We start from the raw sequence: 19,280 nt of genomic DNA on the forward strand, positions 1-19,280 counted from the left end.
ACGCCAGCAATTCCCCAGTAAGCTTTTACACCACGAACTTACTCAAGCATCAGGCGTATTTATGACTTCGCACAAACCCACCGTTTTAATCACCGGCGCCACCGGCCAGATCGGCGGCGACACCCTGCGCAACCTGCTGGCTGACAAGACCATTACCCTGGTCGCGGCCGTGCGCTCCCACGCCAAGGCCCAGCCATTTACTGCACAGGGCATTCGCACCGTGATCATGGATTTCGACCAGGAACACACCCTGGCCCCGGCGCTGGAGGGTATCGACCGCGCCCTGCTGGTCACCGGCTACACCGTGGACATGCTGCGCCAGAGCAAGGCATTCATCGACCAGGCGAAAAAATCCGGCGTGCAGCATTTGGTGCATCTGGGCGCCTGCGGGCGGGACGACACCACCATCGGCCACTGGGCCTGGCACCAGTTTGTAGAACGTTATATCGAGTGGTCCGGTTTCTCGTTTACCCATTTGCGTCCCGAGTGCTTTATGCAAAACCTGCTCAGCTACGATGGCACCCGCGCAGTCATCAACGGAGTGATCGAGCAGTACACCGGTGATACGCGGTTCAGCTGGGTTGACGGCGAAGATGTGGCCCGGGTGGCCGCACAAGCTTTGTTGCACCCGCAAAAGCATGCAGGTCAGACCTATCGACTGGGCTACGACGTACAGTCCTATGGCGATATCGCCGCGATCATGACCCGCCTGCTGGGCCAGCCATTTCGTTATGACGCACAGTCACCGGACGTATTTGTGCAGAACATGCGCGCGGCAGGTGCAGAAATGGCTTATATGACCTGCGTACAGGACAACTTCACGCGCATGGCCGCCGGGCAAATTCCCGGGGTTGAAGAAACCTTCGACAACTTCAGCCAGATCACCGGGCGCCAGCCGGTGCGCTGGGAAGACTTTGTGCAAAAGCACCGCAAGATGTTTGCCTATTGATTCAACCCTGTCGCCGCTGCCACAGGCTGCGATGGGGCGCGCAGCCAGCGGCAGTGGCTACAGGTCAGCTGTGCAAGGCAAACGGTGTCACGCCAGTTGCTGGCGCATCGCCATTTCCACCCCGCGAATCTCGGCCAGGCCCTTGAGGCGACCGATCAGCGAATAACCCGGGTTGCTCTTGCGGTGCTGGTCATCGAGCAACTGATGACCGTGATCCGGGCGCAGCGGCAAGCGCGGGCCGCCCTCACGTTCACGGCGCAGATCCTCGGCCACCAGCGCACCGATCACCCCGACCATGTCCACATCACCTCCCAGGTGATGGGCTTCGTGGAAGCTGCGCGGATCGGCCTCGCGGCGGGTCGAGCGCAGGTGGGTGAAGTAGATGAAGGGCGCAAACTGTTTGGCCATCGCCACCAGATCATTGTCTTCACGCACGCCATAAGACCCGGTGCAAAAAGTCAGGCCATTGGCCGGGCTTGGCGCGGCATCCAGCAACCATTGCGCATCTGCGGCAGTCGACAGGATACGCGGCAGGCCCAGCAACGCCCGCGGCGGATCGTCCGGGTGGATGGCCATGCGCACACCCACTTCCTCTGCGACCGGAATCACTTCACGCAAGAAATGCCCCAGGTGCTCACGCAACTTCGCCTCGTCGATCTCGGCGTAGGTGCGCAGCAAGGCGCGGAAATCTTCCAGGCTGTAGTGCTCTTCTGCGCCAGGCAGACCGGCAATCAGCGTGTTGACCAGGCTGGTATTCTGCTCAGGGGTCAGCTTTTCAAAGTAGGCCCTGGCTTGCGCGATATCCTCGGCACTGTACTCGGCCTGCGCCTCCGGGCGCTGGAGGATAAACAGGTCAAATGCGGCAAAGGCGGTCTGGTCAAAACGCAGGGCCCAGCCACCGTCATCCATCTCCCAGGCCAGGTCGGTGCGGGTCCAGTCCAGCACCGGCATAAAGTTGTAGCAGACGATATCGATGCCGCAACTCGCCAGATTGCGCACGCTTTGCTGATAGTTGGCGATGTACTCGTCACGGCGACCACAGCCGCGCTTGATGTCTTCGTGCACCGGGATGCTTTCCACCACCGACCAGGTCAGGCCAGCGTCTTCGATCATCTGCTTGCGTGCCGCAATCGCTGCCACCGGCCATACCTGGCCATTGGGGATGTCGTGCAAGGCAGTGACAATCCCGGTGGCTCCGGTCTGGCGCACATCTGCCAGTGAAATCGGATCCTGGGGGCCAAACCAGCGCCAAGTCTGTTCCATGTCTATCTCCCTTCTTGTTAGTTATGTGCTGCAAAAGTTTTTAGCTGAGCCGTCATACCGGCCTGCTCAATGGCGCTGTAAGCGCGCTGCACCGCATCGCGAAAGGCCGGCCGCGCCGACAGCGCGAGCGGGAATACCTGCTCCAGATCGAGAAAGGCATCGACGCGCTGTGCCCCGTCAAGGCTGCCCGCCAGATCGGCAAACGTGGCGCTTAGCGGGTCATCGACCACATGGGCTTCACGGCCCGGCAAAGGCCGGGTGCAGTAGTGAATCCAGGCTGCAACCCCCAGCGCGATACAGTCAACGTCGCGCCCCGCTTCAAGCAGTGCCTGTGCACCCTGGAGCCAGCGCTGCGGCAGTTTTTGCGAACCATCCATGGCGATCTGGCGCAACCGGTGTTGCAGGCTGTCATTGGCAAACCGCGCGCACAGGTCACGGCCATAACTCGTTACGTCGATCTGCGCCGGCATATCCAGCGTCGGTGCGGCCTCTTGGGCCATATAGCGCTGGATAAACAACAGCAAATCAGGATCGCTGATGGCCTCGAATACCGTCTCGTGGCCCGCCAGCAAACCGATATAGGCCAGCAGCGAATGGCTGCCGTTGAGCATGCGCAGCTTCATGGTCTCGAACGGCCGTACATCCGCGACCATCTGCACGCCGTCCAGCTCCCAGTCCGGGCGCCCCTGGGGGAAGTGATCCTCGATCACCCACTGGCTGAAGCTTTCACACACCACTGCCGCGGGGTCCTGGCAGCCAAGCTGCTGCAGGTCGCTGAACGCTTGCGCATCCATGGCCGGAACAATGCGGTCGACCATACAACCGGGGAATGCCACGTGCTGCCCGATCCAAAGCGCCAGCTCACTGCCTTTAACCGCCAACCCCATGACCGCCTGACGGGTGCGCTGGCCGTTGTCCGGCATGTTGTCGCAGCACAGTACGGTAAAGGCCGGGATACCCGCCTGGAACCGGCGGCGCAGGGCCTCCAGCACAATCCCCGGTGCCGTACGTGGTGCTTGCGGGTGGGCAAGATCGTGGATAACACCCGGGTCTTGCAGGCGTAACTGGCCAGTGGCCGGGCTCAGGCAATAACCTTTTTCGGTAACCGTCAGGGTCACAATCCGTGTCTGCGGATCGGCCATGCGCTGCAACAGCTGCTCCAGTTCCGCGCCGCCATCACCGGCGTACAGGGCCTCACGCAATACCGTGATCTCGCGCAACGTCACCTGCTCGCGGTCACGATACTCGGCCACCGAGTAACGGCATTGCTGCTCGCGCAACTGCTCTACCAGGGTCCGGTTGGAACGCAGGTTGGCGCTGCACAAGCCCCACGGACCCTCACCGTGACGGTTGTGATGGCGTTGCAGATAGACCGCCTGGTGAGCACGATGAAACGCCCCCAGGCCCAGATGCACGATCCCGATTTCAGCTGCTGCGGCCACTGCGGGTACTGGTTGAATCACAGGCATCGACAGGCTCCTCAAGGATGGCTCAGGGCGGCAGCCGGCAAGACGCTGCCTGCTGGTGGTACGGCTTCATCGATCACCGGCAGTGGTTTGACATAGCGCGCTACACATACTGCACCGATGATGGTCAGCACACCGGCCAACAGGAAGGCGCTGGTGAACGAACCGGTGAACTGCACCAGGAAGCCGGTCAGGGTCGGACCGATAATGCCCGAGGTGTTGGCCAGAAAATGCATGAAGCCACTGACTCCGCCGACGCGGGCAGCAGGTACCGTGTCCTGGATGATTGCCCAGTAAATGGCACCGGTGAGGTACAGAAAGAACACCGCCAGGGCCACCAGAATCACGGCCGGGTACAGGGTGGTGACGAGCCCGGCAAGGCCGATGCACACGGCACAGGCCAGCAGACAGGTCACCAGTACCACTTTGCGTGAAAACATCATCCGCCCGGTTTTCTTGAACACGAAGTCGGAAATGAAACCGCCCAGTGCCAAACCGAGGAAGCCCAGCAACCATGGAATGACCGTGGCGATACTCATCTCTTTAACGTTGAGGCCGTGGGCCATCGTCAGGTAGCTGGGGAACCAGGTCAGAAAGAAGAACAGTGTGTAGTTGTACGAAAAGAACGCCAGCGAGGTGAACAGCACGGTCGGCTGCTTGAGGTAGTAACGCAGCGGGTGCACCGGCTGCGCCGCCATCTCGCTCTGGCCTTCGCCTTGCGCAATCTCTTCGGCAACCTTGCCGGTGGGCTTGTCCTTGACGAATTTGTACCAGACCGCCGCCCACACCAGGCCAATCAGCATGATGATGATGAACGACACCTTCCAGCCGTAGCTGATGGCGATAAAGCCCACTACCGGTCCGGAAATAGCCCCACCCAACGGGGTGCCGGACATGGAGGAACCCAGCGCCCGTGCCCGTTGCTTGGGGGTGTACCAGTTGTTGACCATCTTGCTGGTGGTCACGCTCAACGGGCCTTCACCCATGCCGAACAGGATGCGGATAAACACCAGCGACATAAAGCCGACGGTCAATACCGTCACACCGCTGAACAACGACCACAGCACCATGGCCAGCAGCAGTGTGGTTTTCGCCCCGTAGCGGTCAGCAGCCCAGCCGCCGATAAAGTTGAATGCCGCATAGCCGACGAAAAAACTGCTGAAAATCATGCCCATCTCACCCGTGGTCAGACCGTAGTCTTTCTGGATGAAGGGGGCGGCCACAGACAATGCCGAGCGATCCAGGTAGTTAATAACGCCTGCCAGGAACAGCATGATGATGACTAAGGTACGACCTTGACCAAACATTGGAACCTCCCGCTTGTTTTTGTATTCGGTGAGGGTGCCCGCTGGGGGCACGTGTATCGGTTGAATCCTTGACGCCGAAAGCCGTAACGCCTGACCTGTAGCCGCCGGAAGCGCAGCGCGGCTGCGCTTCTGAACGGCTACAGGGCGCTGTTGAGTTGCACCAGCACCTTGCGGGTCTGCTCGGGGTGGTTTTCGATCAGGGCAATCGCTTCCGGCATTTCATCGAACTGGATGCGGTGGCTGATCATTTCCTGAACCTGCAACTTGCCGCTGGCAATCAGTTCAATCACCCGCGCGAACTTGCGGTTGTTGAGCCGCGATCCCACCAGGGTCAGTTCTTTCTTGATCATTTCCAGCTGCACCAGATCGGTGGGCGTGGTGCTGAAACCCAGCAGGCCGATACGGCCGGCCGGTGAGGCAATACGCACCATTTGCGGCATCAGCGCCGGGATGCAGGCAGCATCGACAATCAGTGGCACGCCTTCGCCATGGGTCAACTCGCGCATCGTCGCCTCGACATCCACCTCCTTGCCGTTGAGGGTGCGGCTGGCGCCCAGGGCGCGGGCGGTTTGCAGGCGCTCGTCAATCACGTCAGTCACGGTAATGTCGGTCAGCCCCAATGCCCGGGCCATTTGCACCAGGGTCAGGCCGATCACCCCGGCGCCGTAGATCAGCAGGCTGTCGCCGGGGTGCGGCTGCATGCGATCCAGCACGTTAAGGGCAATGGAGTACGGTTCCACCAGCGCGGCATGGCTCAGCGACATAGTGTCCGGCAGGCGATAAACATTGCTCGCAGGCACGCAGACTTGCTCACTGAAACCACCGTCACGGTGCACACCGATCACTTGCAGTTGGGTGCACACATTGGGCCGATTGATGCGGCACGGGTAGCAGGTACCGCAGCTGATCACCGGGTCGATGCACACACGGTCGCCGACCTTGATCTGCGCAACGTCTGCACCCACTTCGCTGACCACTCCGGAAAACTCATGGCCGGTAATCCGAGGGAAGCGCACAAAGGCGTTTTGCCCGTGAATGATGTGCAGGTCCGAACCGCAGATTCCGGCATAGGCGACGTCGACCCTGACTTCACTGCGAGACAGTTGCGGGACATCGACCTGGGCCAGGCCGAATTCAAAGGGAGCTCTTACTTGAAACGCTTTCATCGGGTAACTCCTGCCAGGACATGACGCCCCGTTTTTTATAGTTATTAAACAGTCGAGCAATCAGCTTTAAGCGGTATTACCAGTGCCAGAGCGTGCCATCTTCCAGGCGGTTGACCGGCAGGCTGGCGCGCTTGTAGGGGTACCTGGCAGCCAGTTCTTCGTTGATGTCGACGCCATGGCCCGGGGTTTCACCCGGGGTGAAATGGCCGTCCTCAAAGCGATAGGCATGGGGGAAGACGTCATCAGTCAGCGGGTCGTGGGGCATGTGCTCCTGAATGCCGAAGTTGGGCACCCAGGTATCGAAATGCAGCGCCGCGCCCATGGTCACCGGCGACAGGTCGGTGGCGCCATGAAAGCCGGTGCGCACCTGGTACAACGCGGCAAAGTCGGCGATCCGCCGTACATGGGTAATACCGCCCGCGTGAACCAGGGTGGCGCGGATATAGTCGATCAGTTGTTCCTGAATCAGCTCGCGGCAGTCGTGAATAGAGTTGAACACTTCACCCACCGCCAGCGGGGTTGTGGTGTGCTGGCGGATAAGTCGAAATGCCTCCTGGTTTTCTGCCGGGGTGCAGTCTTCCAGCCAGAACAGGTTGAAAGGCTCCACAGCCTTGCCCAGGCGCCCCGCTTCGATCGGTGTCAGGCGGTGGTGAACGTCATGCAGGATGTGCAGGTCATCGCCAAAGCGCTCGCGCACGGCGGCAAACAGCTTGGGTACATGATTGAGGTACTTGGCGGTGTCCCAGACATGCTCTGCTGGCAGGTCGCTGTCGGCCGGTTCATAGCGTTCGCCACTGCGCTTGGCCACGCCATAGGTGGTGGCAATGCCCGGAATGCCGCATTGCACACGTACCGCCTTGTAGCCCAGTTCCACATGACGGGCCACTTCGGCCAGGCAGCCTTCGATGTCCTTGCCCGTGGCATGCCCGTACACCATTACCCGCTCGCGGCTTTTGCCGCCGAGCAGCTGGTACAGGGGCATGTTGGCTGCCTTGGCCTTGATGTCCCACAGTGCCACGTCAACGGCGGCAATGGCGGTCATGGTCACAGGGCCACGACGCCAGTAGGCACCGCGGTAAAGGTACTGCCAGATGTCTTCGATACGTCGCGCATCACGTCCGATCAACGCGGGCAGCACGTGTTCTTCGAGGTAGGCGACAACCGCCATTTCGCGGCCGTTCAAAGTCGCATCGCCAATGCCGTAGACCCCCTCGTCAGTGACGATTTTCAGGGTGATCAGGTTGCGACCCGGACAGGTGACAATCACGCGTGCTTCAACAATTTTCATCGGTTCAGGCCTCGGCGACAGAAGAAAATACAGGCATGTTCAGGCTTGGCATGGCCGCTGCGGGAATCAGCGCGCCGGGATGCTGCACCACTTCTGCGGCCAGCGTGTGCCCCCAGCGCGCAGCCTGTTGCGGCTCACCGCCTTGCAAGCGGCAGGCAAGGTACGCAGCACTGAAAGAGTCACCTGCCGCCGTGGTATCGACGATCTGCCGCACCTGTTCGGCGGGCACCTCGAAACGCCCGATCGGGCACTGGATAAGGCACGAAGCCGGGCCACGCTTGAGAGCCACTTCGCCCACACCAAACCGGGCATAGGCGCCAAACAGGGCTTCGGGATCGGCATAGCCGAACAACGCAGCATCGTCTTCCCAGGTGATCAGCGCCAGATCGGTCAGGCGCAGCATGTCGCTGTACGCCTTGCGTGCAGAAGACGCATCTGGCCACAGGTGTGGGCGGTAGTTGTTGTCAAAGACAATGCGCGTGCCGCTCTGGCGCGCTTGGCCCAGGGCCTGCATCAGGCGCTCGCGGCCGCCGGCGGTGAGGATCGCCAGGCTGATGCCGCTCAGGTACACATAGTCGTAGTCGGCCAGGGCGCGCAGTACGTCATCGGCTTCTGGTCCGTCGAAAACCCGTCGGGCGGCGGCTTCTCCGCGCCAGTAGGCAAAGCGGCGCTCACCCTGGTCATCGGTCTGGATGAAATACAAACCGGGCAGCGCGTCCTTGATCACTCGCACATGCTGATCGCCGACACCCTCATCACGCCAGAGCTGGCGCATGGCAACGCTGAAAGCGTCTGCGCCGATGGCGGTTACATAGTCGGCAACAATACCGTTGCCAGCCCCCAGACGTGACAGATAGACCGCTGCATTGAGCGTATCGCCGCCAAAGGTCTGGCTGAAAAGCGCTCCTGGCAGACCGCGCATCTCAATCATGCACTCGCCCACCAGAGCGACTCGTCGGGGGTGGGGCAAATCGGCCTGTGGGCAATGCCCGAGGGTTACCGTCATCACTTCGCGCCTTGTTTTTATGGGTCGCTTGGCGTCGATACAGGCACGGGTCGTGTCCTTGCATCGAGCTGATTATTATTTTCGGAACGGCGTTTCATTTCATCACTTGAGGGCGAGTTTAATCAAAATCCCCGCACCGTCAAGAAAAATGAAACAGCGTTTCGTTTCCCTACGGTATATCCTTGTTTTTTTCATTTGCGTTGGAGCCTTCATGGACAACAGCACCACCCAGAACAATGAACTGGTCTCTGCAGTCGGCCGCACCATGGCCGTGCTTGAAGCGCTGGCCGAGCACCCGGAAGAGAGTGGCGTGTCCGAAATCGCGCAAAAACTGGATATGTCAAAAAGCACGGTCTATCGCTTTTTGCAGTCGCTCAAGGCCCGTGGTTATGTGGTTCAGGATGCTGAAGACCGCTACCGCCTGAGCGTGCGGTTGTTCGAACTGGGTGCCCAGGCCCTGCCCCATCTGGATATCGTGCGCGAAGCCGAGCCGGGGATGCGCCGGATCAACGAACTGACCGGGGAAACCGTGCACCTGGGCATCCTCGACGAAGGCAGCATCGTCTACGTGCACAAGATCGACTCCAAATACAACCTGCGCATGTATTCGCGTATCGGCCGTCGGGCGCCGCTGTACTGCACCGGCATCGGAAAGGTGCTGATGGCCTGGCTGAAAGAGGATGAGTTGCTGGCACATTTGCGCGAAGAGAGCTTCGAGCGGCGTACCGCCAACACCCTCACCAGCATCGACGAATACCTGCAGGAACTGGCTGTGGTACGCCAGCAGGGTTATGGCGAAGACCATGAAGAATTTGAAGACAACATGCGTTGTTTATCAGCCCCCATCCGCGACCGTTTCGGCCATGTGATTGGCGGCATGAGCGTATCCTTCCCGTGCTTTCGCTTTCGTGAGGAACTGAAACAGGACTACGTCAAACAACTGATGGAAGCCTCGCAGCAGGTTTCAAGTCAGTTGGGCTGGCATCCGCAAGGGTAAAGTAGGGGGCTGTTGCGCTGTGTGGTAAAGCGCAGCCCCTGCGCTAACGCGAATACAACCCAACTGCAATAAACACCTTGAATGCGATAAACTGCCCGCCGTTTAAAAAACGGCAAGGACTCCACCGGCTAGCCTCTCGCACAAGGATCGTCATGTTCAAACCCTCTTTCCCCCTCGCCCTGACAGCGGTGCTGCTTGCAGGTTGCCAGTCAGCGACCATTGACCCCGATAGCCCGCCCAAGCTCACCCAAGCCCAGGAAAAGGAGCAGGCGGTACAACGCGGTGTGTATGAAAAACTGATCAGCAGTGTGCTCGCCCGTGAGGGCGACCTGGCTAATACCCAAGGGCGCGATGGCAGTTTCAATCTGATGCTGACCCTCGATGACAAGAACCGCATCATTGGCTGCGGCACTCAACCCAACAAGAAAGTGGATGCCAGGGTTTACCCCTACAATCGCAAGCTGGCCCTGGACCTGCGGTCTATCTGCTGGACAGCGGTGTTCCCCGAGCTGCCCTCGTCACTGATCGACCCCAAGAGCAAGACGGCAAGGGTCGTGGCGCCAATTCTGGTGTATCCATTGGTTGGGCTTTCCCCCGAGACCCGGGCACGGCGCGATGCGGCCTTGCAGGACAAGGCGCAAAACGACTTTTTGTTCAAGCAACTGCTCGCGCCGATGCCCATCGACAGCATTGGTGTCGCCACGCTGATGATGATGACTGACAGCACCGGCCAGGTGCGCGAATGTGCCGCCAGCCTTGATCCGCACGCCATGCGCCCTTCTGAGTTCAGGCATGACGATGGGTTACTTGCAGGACTGGTTCAGCGCTGCAAGCAACTGGACTTGAGCGCCATGCCGGGCTTTGTGCCCAACACCCAGGGCATGAGCAGCGCGTTTTATCGCGTCGAGTTCACGCCCTGGAAAGCCGGGCTCAAGCCCGCTCAATCGCAAAGTTGTTCCACGACTGGCTCACAGGCATCAACTCAAGGCTGTTGATATTGATGTGCGCCGGCTGGTTGAGAATCCAGAAAATCGTTTCGGCTATGTCCGCTGGCTGAATCGCCTGGGCGCCGGCGTAGACCGAATCATATTTGGCCTTGTCCCCGGCAAAGCGCACCAGCGAAAACTCGCTCTCGCACAGGCCAGGTTCAAGGTTGGTGACGCGCACGCCGGTACCCTGCAGGTCACAGCGCAGGTTCAATGAGAACTGCCGCACAAAGGCTTTGCTCGCGCCATACACATGACTGCCAGGGTACGGCCAGTTACCGGCAATAGACCCCAGATTGACGATGCCTGCCCCGGCACCGTGAGCGATCAACCGTGGCAGCAGCAAGCGCGTGCTGTACAGCAGGCCCTTGATATTGGTGTCGACCATGGTCTCCCAGTCATCCAGCGAGCACTCGGGGGCTGGCGCGGTGCCCAAGGCCAGCCCGGCATTATTGATCAGCCCGCGTAACCTGCTGAATTCCGCAGGCAGATGTTCAATGGCCTGCTCCATCGCGACACGGTCACGCACGTCCACCACCAGCGGCAAGATTCTGGCTTGCGCACACAGCTCGTCAGCCAGTGCATGCAGGCGCTCGGCCCGGCGACCGGTAAGCACCAGCGACCAGCCTGCGGCAGCAAAACGACGGGCACAGGCTTCGCCAAAACCGGACGTGGCACCGGTAATAAAAACAGTCGGCATCATAGACAGCTCCTTGGGATCGATCAGGACCACGACCGGCCCAGCAGACCAACGCCTGCCAGCACCAGCAATAGCCATTGGGTAAAACGGGCGGCCTGTTCGGCCTGGATACGCGCGAACAATTGTTGCCCCAGCCACAGCCCCAGCAGCAGCGCAGGCAGCATCAGCAATGCCTGCCGGCCTGTGCCGGGGGGGATGGCCAAAGCCACCGCCAGCCCGGCCAGCGCCGCAAGATCGACGGCAAAAAAGAACATGATCAGCGTCGCTCGCAACGCCCGGGCCCGCAACCCGCAGTGGCTGAGCCACGCCACTACCAGCGGCCCGCCAATACTGAATGCGGCGATCAACGCCCCGCTGCTGCCCCCCACCAGCCAGGCACCGGCGCGACCCTCGCCCATCGGCAGGCGAATACGCGCCAGACCCAGAATCGCCAGTAGCCCCACCAACAGGTAGACCCCCACTGTCAGCCCACCGCTGTCGATACCCGTCAGCAACCAGATACCGCACGGCACTCCACACGCGGCCGCCAGCAGCAGGCGTTTGAGCAGCGGGTAATGCGCCTCGCGCCAGGCACTGCGCAACAGCATCACGCTGGACCCCACTTCCAAAAACAGCACCAGCGGCACCGCCTGTTGCAGCGACCCGAGCATCGCCAGCCCGACCACGGCAATGGCCGCAAAACCAAACCCCGTGAGCCCGCGCACCACAGCCGCCACCAGTACGCACAGCGCACTCAGGGCCCAACTTGCTTCAGGGTTCATACGCTGCTCCAGGGTGCTCAATGGCGCCACTGTAGTCAGCCGCGCGCCCCGGGGCTTAGATCCAGTCGGGGCTTTCGATGGGGCCAGAACTGGCCCTATCGAAAACCCCATCTGGATCTAAGGATTGCCCCCGGCCGTGACTAGTCTGCGAGCAACTGGCCGCACCGGACCGACCCTCAGGAGTGACATGCATGGCGACGAATCTGAACCACCAATGGATGCCTTTTACCGACAACCGTGAGTTTCACCGCGCACCGCAGTTGTTCGTCCGCGCCGAGGGCGTTCGTTACTGGAATGCCGAGGGCCGCGAACTGCTCGATGGCAGCTCCGGGTTGTTTTGCAGCGCTGCCGGCCATGGCCGTACCGAGATCGCCGAGGCGGTGTGCAAGCAATTGCTGAACCTGGATTTCACCCCGCACTTTCAACGGGCTTCGCCGTTGTCTTTCGAGCTGGCGGAACGCTTGAGCGACTTGTTGCCTGCTGGCCTGAACAAACTGTTTTTCACCAACTCCGGCTCCGAGTCGGTGGACAGCGCGATGAAAATTGCCCTGGCCTATCACCGTGCCCGCGGCGAAGCCCAGCGCACCCGGTTTGTGTCCCGCGAGTGGGCTTATCACGGCGTCAACTTTGGCGGCGTGGCCCTGTCGGGGATGATGCGCAACCGCCAGGCCTTCGCCACCGGCGGCCTGCCCCACGTCAGCCATATGCGTCACACCTGGCAAGAGGACCAGCGCTTTCAGTTGGGCGAACCGCAGCAGGGCGCCGACTTGGCCAGCGACCTGGAGCGGATCATCGCCATGCATGGCGGCGACAGCATTGCTGCCTGCTTTGTGGAGCCGATTGCCGGTTCCATCGGCGTGTATGTGCCGCCTGTGGGCTACCTCAAGCGCCTGCGCGACATCTGTGACAAACATGGGATTTTGCTGGTGTTCGATGAAGTCATCACAGGTTTTGGCCGCACCGGCCAGGCGTTTGCAGCACAGAGCTTTGAGGTGAAGCCGGACCTCATCACCCTGGCCAAGGCCCTGACCAATGGCGCAATCCCGATGGGTGCCGTGGCGGTGGACGAGGCGGTTTACGACACAGTGATCAATGCCAGCAAAGGTGGCGGCCCGGAACTGTTCCACGGTTATACCTACTCCGGGCACCCGGTGGCCTGTGCGGCAGCGCTAGCTTCGCTGGATATTTACCGGGATGAGGATTTGTTTGCCAAGGGCGCGCAACTGGCGCCGTATTTTCTGGAGTGCCTGAGCGGGTTGCAAGGCCTGCCACAAGTCAGCGACTTGCGCGGTTATGGGTTGCTCAGCGGAATACAGCTGACGCCGGGGGATGCGCCGGGAGCCAAAGGTGCGCGGGTGCAGAGGGCGCTGTATGACGCCGGGCTGCATGTTAAAACGACCGGGGATGCGATCATCTTTGCCCCGGCGCTGGTGACTGGGCGGGCGGATTTGGATGCGATGTTTGAAGTGTTGAGAGAGACGTTGGGGCGGGAGATTTTGTAAGGCTAAAGCAAGTCCCTCACCCTAGCCCTCTCCCTCTGGGAGAGGGCTGGGGTGAGGGGCTTTCAGCTCGCGCCACGCTTCACCCAGCGCCGCAATCCCCGGCTCGATCAGATCTTCGGCAATCGCCCCGAAGCCCAGCCGAAAGCAGTTGAGCGGGCGCGGCTCGCTCAAATAATGAATATCCCCCGGCTCAATCAACACACCACGCCTGGCCACCAGCCGCTGCAACACCCAGGCATCCACATCCGGCGGGCAACTGACCCACAGCGACGAGCCCCCCGCCATGCCGCTGGCATTGAGTTGCGGCAAATGCTCGGCCATGGCCCGGCTGATCACCCGCCACTTGCGCGCCAGCCGATCGCGCAACCGCCGGGCATGGGCATCGTAATGGCCCATCGATAAAAACAGCGCCAACGTACGCTGGTTGTTCGACGGCGGATGCCGGTAGATGTAACGGCGCAGCGCCCGCAGTTCATGGATCAGCTCGGCATCCGCGGCAATAAATCCCAACCGTACCCCCGGCAGCAGGCTTTTGGTCAAGCTGCCCAGATAGATCACCCGTCCGCTGTCATCAAAACTCTTCAAAGCCGGATGGTTGCTGCCCAAAAAATTCTGTTCGTTTTCGTAATCGTCCTCAATGATCAACAAGTCATTTTCACGGGCACTGGCCATCAGCTCCAGGCGTCGGTACAGCGGCATGGTCACGCCAGTGGGCGACTGATGGCTGGGCGTGCAAAACACCATCTCGCAGTCGGCCAGTTGCTCATTGACCACCAGCCCCTGGCGATCAATGCGCAGCGGTTTCAACGCGCAGCCACTCAGGCTGAAAATATTGCGCGCGTCCACATAGCCCGGATCCTCCAGCCCCATCACCAGCCCCGGGCGGCCCAGCAGCCGGGCGAGCATATACAGCGAATTCTGCGTGCCGATGGTGATCATCACTTCCTGCGTCGACACGCTGATCCCGCGTTTGGGCAACACACGCTGGACGATCTGTTCGACCAACAACGGATCGTCGAGCATCACTTGATCATCGACCCAACTGCGCATATGTGCGCCGGTGCTGGCGATGCGCGAACAGTCGCGCCAGCGGGCAGCGGTTTGCTCATCCGCCTCGACCTGACCATAGACGAACGGGTAGCGATACTCACGCCAGTTGCGCGGCTTGACAATGGCCCGCAACTGCGACGAACTGCTTTGCAGGCGCGCCTCCCAGTCCGGTGCATGGTCGGGGCGCTCGAAGATTTTTTGCGTGGCGGGTTTGAGGCTGACATTGAGCTGCTGGCGCAGGTACTTCTCGTTGATAAAGAAACCGCGCCGGTCCGATGGGATCAGATAACCATCCTGCACCAACTGCTCATACACCAGCACCACAGTATTACGCGACACGTTGAGCAGCTCACATAGCTTGCGCGATGACGGCATCGGCTCACCGGGCGGCATGGCACCGTCCAGAATCGCGCTGAGCAAGCTCTCGCGCAGTTGCTCCTGTAAGCCCCGGCCAGCTTCGAAGGGTCGAAAATAACGCTCCAACATGGTTCAAGCTCCTGGCCCGGCGCCCCGTCATGGCGCACCCAATGCGCTACAACCCTTGCCACACAAGGCCTGCAACGACCTCTGGCACCACAGCTTGCAGCAACTGGATCTAAAGCAAGCGCCGAGCCAGCGCCTAAGATCGGGCTGACAAAAACACAGACATCCCCCAGCCCGGAGTCTCACCATGCTCAAGCCCCTGAACAAATGGATCCGTCGCACCGTCTTGTTGCCCCTTACCGCTCTGAGCCTGGTAGCCACTGCCCACGCTCAGACCGTGACCATCGGCGTGCAAAGCATGTTTGCGCCCTGGAAAGACGCCATCGCGCAAAAGCAGTTCGAGCAAGCCACCGGCTGGGATATCCAGTGGCGCAACTTCGACAGCGGCGGCGACGTGATGATGGCCATGGCCTCGGGCGATGTGCAGATCGGGGTCGCCGGCAGCAGCCCGATTGCCGCCGCCGTGAGCCGCGGTGTGGATGCGCAATTGTTCTGGATTCTGGACAACATTGCCGATGCCGAGGCGCTGGTGGTACGCAATGGCAGCGGTATCGTCGCGCCACAGGACCTGGCCAGCAAAACCCTCGCCGTACCCTTTGTCTCCACCACCCACTTTCACGCGTTGTTTGCCCTTGAGCAGTTCGGCCTGACCGGCAAGGTCAAGGTTATCAACCTGCAACCTTCGGATATCCCCGCAGCCTGGGAGCGCGGTGATATCGACGCGGCGTTTATCTGGGATCCGGCCCTGGGCCGTCTCAAGCAAAGCGGCCATGTGCTGTTGACTTCGGGCCAACTGACCGACTGGGGCAAGGCCACCTTCGACGGCCTGGTGGTAGATAAACAATTCGCTGCCGCCAACGCCCCCGGCATGCAGGCGTTCACCCAGGTGCTGCAAGACAGCACCGCGGGTTACGTCAAGGCGCCAAAATCTTGGACCGCCGACTCGTCGCAGGTCATCAACGTGGCCAAGCAGTCCGGGGCCAAACCTGAAGAAGTACCACCGGTGCTGGCGCTGTACCAGTTCCCGCTGGCCAGCGAACAGGCCGGCCCGACGTGGCTGGGCGGTGGCGCTGCCAAGGCACTGGCCGCCACCGCCGAGTTCTTGAAAGCTCAAAAGAAAATCCCGGCCTTGCTGCCTGACTACAGCGCGGCGATCAACCCGACGTTTGTGCAAAACGCCCAATAACCCGCTCCCACAGGGCATCAAGTTAATTGACGAGGAACACGCCATGCCCCTCAGCCTAAAAATTCATGATGTGTCGGTGCTCTACCCCGGGCAGCAAAAGGGTCAGCCGGTAAGGGCTCTGTCCGGGGTCAATCTGGACATTGCCGCCGGTGATTTTGTCGTCGCCCTGGGTGCTTCAGGGTGCGGCAAGACCACACTGCTCAACCTGATGGCCGGGTTTATCCAGCCCAGCAGCGGGGTAATTACCCTGGGCGACTATCACGGCCAGGTGCCCGAGCGCATCGACGGCGCCGAGCTGCGTGACCAGGTCACCGGCCCCGGCGCAGAACGCGGTGTGGTGTTCCAGAAACATGCGCTGCTGCCGTGGCTGAATGTGATCGACAACGTGGCCTTCGGTCTCAAGTTGCGCGGTATCCCCAAGGTCGAACGCGAAGAACGTGCCCTGCATTTTTTGCAGTTGACCGGGTTGGCGGAGTTTCGCGATCACGCCACTTATCAGCTGTCGGGCGGCATGCAGCAACGTGTCGGGATTGCCCGCGCACTGACCAATGACCCGAAGATGCTGCTGCTCGACGAGCCCCTCGGCGCACTGGACGCCCTGACCCGCGAACGCTTGCAGGAACTGATCCTGGAGATCTGGCAGCGCACGCAAAAGATGATGTTTTTTATCACCCATGACGTTGAAGAAGCGCTGTTTATGGCCACCCGACTGATCATCATGTCGCCACGCCCGGGGCGTATCACCCACGAGTTTTCGGTGGATTTCGGCCAGCGCTTTCTGAAGTGCCGCGACGCTCGCGCCGTAAAATCCAGTCCCGATTTCATCGCCCTGCGCGAGCAGATCCTGAGCATCATCCACGGTGACGAGGAGGCAGCGTAATGAGCCTTTTGGACGAAAAACAACGCAATGCCGTGCTGCGCACCCTCCATGAACTGCGCCGCGCCGCGCCGGCAAAGCCGGGCGAGCAATATGGCGCACCGGGCAACGGCTCCAGTATGGGGCTGAGCCTGGGCACGATTTGTGTCGTGTTCGCCTTGTGGTTTTTCGCCACCAATGGCGGTTGGATCAAGCCGCTGTTTTTGCCCTCGCCCCAGGCGGTATGGACGCAGATCGTGGATGTCAGCCGCGACGGATTTGCCGATGCCAGCTTGTGGACACATATCGGCTGGAGTGCCCTGCGGGTGTTTGGCGCGTTTGCGCTGGCGGTGCTGACGGCAATCCCGGTGGGTATTTTGATGGGCGTCAATCGGGTGGCCCGAGGCGTGTTCGACCCGCTGGTGGAGTTTTACCGCCCGCTGCCGCCGCTGGCCTATCTGCCGTTGGTGGTGATCTGGATGGGTATCGGTGAAGGCTCAAAAATCCTTCTGATCTACCTGGCGATGTTTGCCCCGCTGGCACTCAGTGCCCGGGCCGGGGTCAAGTCGGTGGCCATTGAGCAGATCCACGCGGCCTATTCGATGGGCGCCAGCCGCGGGCAAGTGCTCAGGCAGGTGATCATGCCGGCAGCCCTGCCGGAAATTCTGACCGGCATGCGCATCGCCATCGGCTTTGGCTGGACCACCCTGGTGGCCGCCGAAATGGTCGCGGCCACGGCCGGGCTGGGCTTTATGGTGCTGACGGCGTCCAAGTTCATGGCCACTGATGTGGTGATCATGGGCATTCTGGTGATCGGAGCGCTGGCCCTGCTGTTCGATCTGGGCATGCGCTGGCTGGAGCGCAAACTGGTGCCTTGGAAGGGCCGGGGATAAATGAAAACCCGTAGCCGGCCCAGTGGGAGCGAGCCTGCTCGCGAAGGGCGTTCGCGAGCAGGCTCGCTCCCACAGTCGCAGGTCTTAGCGCACCAACCCGCGCAACAGGGTCACGGTCTGCTCGCGCACAATGCCCATCAGCATGGCGTAACGCTCGGCCGTCAGTGTGTCCCAGCCCAGTGACTTCAGCGAGCTGGTGCGGGTCAGGTGAAACGGCAGTAACTGCCCGGTCAGGGTCATGGAGCGCAGGATGCATTCTTCATCACTGGCATCCGGGCCCATCAGCCGCGAAATGATTCCGCTGGTCACGCCGATAATGCGCTGGCCTATACGCTGGCTGATCATTTCTTCACCGGCGCTGGGGCCCAGCCCCGCCTGCTCCCGCGCATAGAACTTGCGCCAGCTGTTGGTCCGGTTGGACACCAGCATGAATTCGGCAATCTTGCTCTGGATGGCGCAGAAGGTGTCGATCAGCTGTTCGGTGTCCGGCCGCGTGCCCAGCAGCGCTTGGGCCGCTTCGATGGTCGGCGCCAGGTAATCCCAGATCCGCTCCACCATGTACTCGGTGCAGGCGCTATACACCCCTTCCTTGTTCTTGAAGTAGTAATTGAGCGCCGGTGCATTAACCCCCGCCAATTCGGCGATATCGCGGGTCGAAGCGCCCTCGTAGCCACGCTCGCCAAACAGGTTGAGGGCCGCTTCGATAATCCGCGCACTGGTTTCATCCCCACACGTATAGCCGCCTTCGCTGGCAGGTCGGCGCCGGTGAATCGTGGTCATGGGCTTCTCCTTGATCGATGAAGACGGGAGTGTGCCTGAATTTATATCGATTGACATAATTTTACCGATCGTAATAATTGTTACAACCGATAACAATTGAGAGCACCATGACCGCACATCAGGCCCTAGACCCATCGATCAAGATCAGGCCCAAACGCCAGCCTGGTAAAACCCTGGCGCTGGGGGCTCTCGGCCTGGGCGCGCTGCTGGGTGCTGCCATATGGGGTGCACACTGGTGGAATGTGGGGCGTTTTATCGAAAGCACCAACGACGCCTACCTGCAGGCCGACAGCCTGAGCGTAGCCGCCAAGATCGCAGGTACGGTGAGCGAGGTGTATGTCAGCGACAACCAGACCGTCAGCGTCGGCCAGCCGCTGGTGCGCCTCGATGTGCGGACTTATCAGGCGGCGCGGGAAAAATCCGAAGCGGCCATTCGCGCAGCCGAGGCCGATATTGCCCGGGGCGAAGCCGAGCTTGAGCAGCACGGCGCGTCCATTGCCCAGGTGCAGGCGCAGCTGGAAGGTGAAAGCGCCAACGAGCAGTACGCCGCCGCACAGGTCAAACGCTACGCGCCCCTGGCCGAAAGTGGCGCCGAGACGCAGGAGCGCATGGCCGAGCTGCGCAACGCCCTGCGTCAGGCC

General features: G+C 61.0%; 18 protein-coding genes. 8 read left to right on the forward strand and 10 right to left on the reverse strand.

The genetic code is table 11. The features are described 5' to 3' along the window. The first annotated feature begins 61 nt into the window (after positions 1-61). The gene (locus GHO42_RS13160) at positions 62-949 is read left to right on the forward strand and encodes an SDR family oxidoreductase (protein ID WP_153327970.1); all 888 of its coding nucleotides are present in this window, start codon (positions 62-64) and stop codon (positions 947-949) included. An 87-nt stretch (positions 950-1,036) separates the two neighbouring features. Here GHO42_RS13160 and uxuA read toward each other — a convergent pair whose 3' ends face one another. The 6 genes from uxuA to GHO42_RS13190 all read right to left on the reverse strand — a co-directional run bounded on the left by uxuA (position 1,037) and on the right by GHO42_RS13190 (position 8,445). Beyond that, positions 1,037-2,212, reverse strand: a complete 1,176-nt coding sequence (uxuA, locus tag GHO42_RS13165) for a mannonate dehydratase (RefSeq protein ID WP_095018325.1) — start codon at positions 2,210-2,212, stop codon at positions 1,037-1,039. 17 nt (positions 2,213-2,229) lie between these two features. Further along, on the reverse strand, positions 2,230-3,681 hold the full coding sequence (locus GHO42_RS13170; RefSeq protein ID WP_133144806.1) for a mannitol dehydrogenase family protein: 1,452 nt from the start codon (positions 3,679-3,681) through the stop codon (positions 2,230-2,232). A gap of 11 nt (positions 3,682-3,692) precedes the next feature. Then, a complete protein-coding gene (locus GHO42_RS13175) occupies positions 3,693-4,985 on the reverse strand; it encodes an MFS transporter (RefSeq protein ID WP_133144805.1) in 1,293 nt (430 codons plus the stop codon). Positions 4,986-5,122: 137 nt separating this feature from the next. Beyond that, positions 5,123-6,151: a Zn-dependent oxidoreductase gene (locus tag GHO42_RS13180; protein WP_095018323.1), complete on the reverse strand. Its 1,029-nt coding sequence runs from the start codon at positions 6,149-6,151 to the stop codon at positions 5,123-5,125. A 76-nt stretch (positions 6,152-6,227) separates the two neighbouring features. Beyond that, positions 6,228-7,439, reverse strand: a complete 1,212-nt coding sequence (gene manD / locus GHO42_RS13185; RefSeq protein ID WP_095001487.1) for a D-mannonate dehydratase ManD — start codon at positions 7,437-7,439, stop codon at positions 6,228-6,230. A gap of 4 nt (positions 7,440-7,443) precedes the next feature. Continuing rightward, complete coding sequence (locus GHO42_RS13190; protein ID WP_133144803.1) at positions 7,444-8,445, reverse strand: sugar kinase; 1,002 nt, start codon at positions 8,443-8,445, stop codon at positions 7,444-7,446. A 211-nt stretch (positions 8,446-8,656) separates the two neighbouring features. On the opposite strand from GHO42_RS13190, the gene kdgR reads away from it, so the two are divergent. Beyond that, on the forward strand, positions 8,657-9,442 hold the full coding sequence (kdgR, locus tag GHO42_RS13195; protein WP_095018322.1) for a DNA-binding transcriptional regulator KdgR: 786 nt from the start codon (positions 8,657-8,659) through the stop codon (positions 9,440-9,442). Between the two features lie 152 nt (positions 9,443-9,594). Next, complete coding sequence (locus GHO42_RS13200; RefSeq protein WP_153327973.1) at positions 9,595-10,437, forward strand: hypothetical protein; 843 nt, start codon at positions 9,595-9,597, stop codon at positions 10,435-10,437. On the opposite strand, the gene GHO42_RS13205 is transcribed toward GHO42_RS13200, so the two are convergent. Then, entirely contained in the window at positions 10,373-11,131 is a 759-nt protein-coding gene (locus GHO42_RS13205) for an SDR family oxidoreductase (RefSeq protein ID WP_095024028.1), read from the reverse strand. The two genes, GHO42_RS13200 and GHO42_RS13205, sit on opposite strands and share 65 nt — an antisense overlap. Positions 11,132-11,151: 20 nt before the next feature. After that, on the reverse strand, positions 11,152-11,889 hold the full coding sequence (locus GHO42_RS13210; RefSeq protein ID WP_095018319.1) for a sulfite exporter TauE/SafE family protein: 738 nt from the start codon (positions 11,887-11,889) through the stop codon (positions 11,152-11,154). A gap of 191 nt (positions 11,890-12,080) precedes the next feature. Here GHO42_RS13210 and GHO42_RS13215 point away from each other — a divergent pair, with 191 nt between their 5' ends. Next, positions 12,081-13,391, forward strand: a complete 1,311-nt coding sequence (locus GHO42_RS13215) for an aminotransferase class III-fold pyridoxal phosphate-dependent enzyme (protein WP_095020358.1) — start codon at positions 12,081-12,083, stop codon at positions 13,389-13,391. Positions 13,392-13,412: 21 nt separating this feature from the next. On the opposite strand, the gene GHO42_RS13220 is transcribed toward GHO42_RS13215, so the two are convergent. Continuing rightward, entirely contained in the window at positions 13,413-14,927 is a 1,515-nt protein-coding gene (locus tag GHO42_RS13220; protein WP_133144801.1) for a PLP-dependent aminotransferase family protein, read from the reverse strand. Between the two features lie 184 nt (positions 14,928-15,111). On the opposite strand from GHO42_RS13220, the gene tauA reads away from it, so the two are divergent. From tauA to GHO42_RS13235, 3 genes are read left to right on the forward strand one after another with little or no spacing between them, the layout of a single operon-like run. Beyond that, on the forward strand, positions 15,112-16,110 hold the full coding sequence (gene tauA, locus GHO42_RS13225; RefSeq protein WP_133144800.1) for a taurine ABC transporter substrate-binding protein: 999 nt from the start codon (positions 15,112-15,114) through the stop codon (positions 16,108-16,110). 43 nt (positions 16,111-16,153) lie between these two features. Then, positions 16,154-16,990, forward strand: coding sequence for a taurine ABC transporter ATP-binding protein (locus GHO42_RS13230; protein WP_095001501.1), 837 nt, complete (start codon positions 16,154-16,156; stop codon positions 16,988-16,990). Beyond that, a complete protein-coding gene (locus tag GHO42_RS13235; protein WP_095018315.1) occupies positions 16,990-17,859 on the forward strand; it encodes an ABC transporter permease subunit in 870 nt (289 codons plus the stop codon). Before GHO42_RS13230 ends, GHO42_RS13235 begins: the two co-directional genes overlap by 1 nt. An 84-nt stretch (positions 17,860-17,943) precedes the next feature. Here GHO42_RS13235 and GHO42_RS13240 read toward each other — a convergent pair whose 3' ends face one another. Continuing rightward, positions 17,944-18,639 (reverse strand): CerR family C-terminal domain-containing protein, encoded by a 696-nt coding sequence (locus tag GHO42_RS13240; RefSeq protein ID WP_095001503.1) that lies wholly within the window; start codon positions 18,637-18,639, stop codon positions 17,944-17,946. A 107-nt stretch (positions 18,640-18,746) separates the two neighbouring features. On the opposite strand from GHO42_RS13240, the gene GHO42_RS13245 reads away from it, so the two are divergent. Beyond that, on the forward strand, positions 18,747-19,280 hold a 534-nt coding region (locus tag GHO42_RS13245), incomplete at its 3' end, for an HlyD family secretion protein (RefSeq protein WP_153384155.1).

The sequence above is a fragment of the Pseudomonas sp. FSL R10-0056 genome (assembly GCF_009600105.1).
GTDB classification, from domain to species: Bacteria; Pseudomonadota; Gammaproteobacteria; order Pseudomonadales; family Pseudomonadaceae; genus Aquipseudomonas; species Aquipseudomonas bubulae.

Excerpts from the sequence above, each read along its gene's own strand:
- GHO42_RS13160 (WP_153327970.1), top strand. The coding sequence starts at position 62 with ATGACTTCGCACAAACCCACCGTTTTAATCACCGGCGCCACCGGCCAG.
- uxuA (WP_095018325.1), bottom strand. The coding sequence starts at position 2,212 with ATGGAACAGACTTGGCGCTGGTTTGGCCCCCAGGATCCGATTTCACTG.
- GHO42_RS13170 (WP_133144806.1), bottom strand. The coding sequence starts at position 3,681 with ATGCCTGTGATTCAACCAGTACCCGCAGTGGCCGCAGCAGCTGAAATC.
- GHO42_RS13175 (WP_133144805.1), bottom strand. The coding sequence starts at position 4,985 with ATGTTTGGTCAAGGTCGTACCTTAGTCATCATCATGCTGTTCCTGGCA.
- GHO42_RS13180 (WP_095018323.1), bottom strand. The coding sequence starts at position 6,151 with ATGAAAGCGTTTCAAGTAAGAGCTCCCTTTGAATTCGGCCTGGCCCAG.
- manD (WP_095001487.1), bottom strand. The coding sequence starts at position 7,439 with ATGAAAATTGTTGAAGCACGCGTGATTGTCACCTGTCCGGGTCGCAAC.
- GHO42_RS13190 (WP_133144803.1), bottom strand. The coding sequence starts at position 8,445 with ATGACGGTAACCCTCGGGCATTGCCCACAGGCCGATTTGCCCCACCCC.
- kdgR (WP_095018322.1), top strand. The coding sequence starts at position 8,657 with ATGGACAACAGCACCACCCAGAACAATGAACTGGTCTCTGCAGTCGGC.
- GHO42_RS13200 (WP_153327973.1), top strand. The coding sequence starts at position 9,595 with ATGTTCAAACCCTCTTTCCCCCTCGCCCTGACAGCGGTGCTGCTTGCA.
- GHO42_RS13205 (WP_095024028.1), bottom strand. The coding sequence starts at position 11,131 with ATGATGCCGACTGTTTTTATTACCGGTGCCACGTCCGGTTTTGGCGAA.
- GHO42_RS13210 (WP_095018319.1), bottom strand. The coding sequence starts at position 11,889 with ATGAACCCTGAAGCAAGTTGGGCCCTGAGTGCGCTGTGCGTACTGGTG.
- GHO42_RS13215 (WP_095020358.1), top strand. The coding sequence starts at position 12,081 with ATGGCGACGAATCTGAACCACCAATGGATGCCTTTTACCGACAACCGT.
- GHO42_RS13220 (WP_133144801.1), bottom strand. The coding sequence starts at position 14,927 with ATGTTGGAGCGTTATTTTCGACCCTTCGAAGCTGGCCGGGGCTTACAG.
- tauA (WP_133144800.1), top strand. The coding sequence starts at position 15,112 with ATGCTCAAGCCCCTGAACAAATGGATCCGTCGCACCGTCTTGTTGCCC.
- GHO42_RS13230 (WP_095001501.1), top strand. The coding sequence starts at position 16,154 with ATGCCCCTCAGCCTAAAAATTCATGATGTGTCGGTGCTCTACCCCGGG.
- GHO42_RS13235 (WP_095018315.1), top strand. The coding sequence starts at position 16,990 with ATGAGCCTTTTGGACGAAAAACAACGCAATGCCGTGCTGCGCACCCTC.
- GHO42_RS13240 (WP_095001503.1), bottom strand. The coding sequence starts at position 18,639 with ATGACCACGATTCACCGGCGCCGACCTGCCAGCGAAGGCGGCTATACG.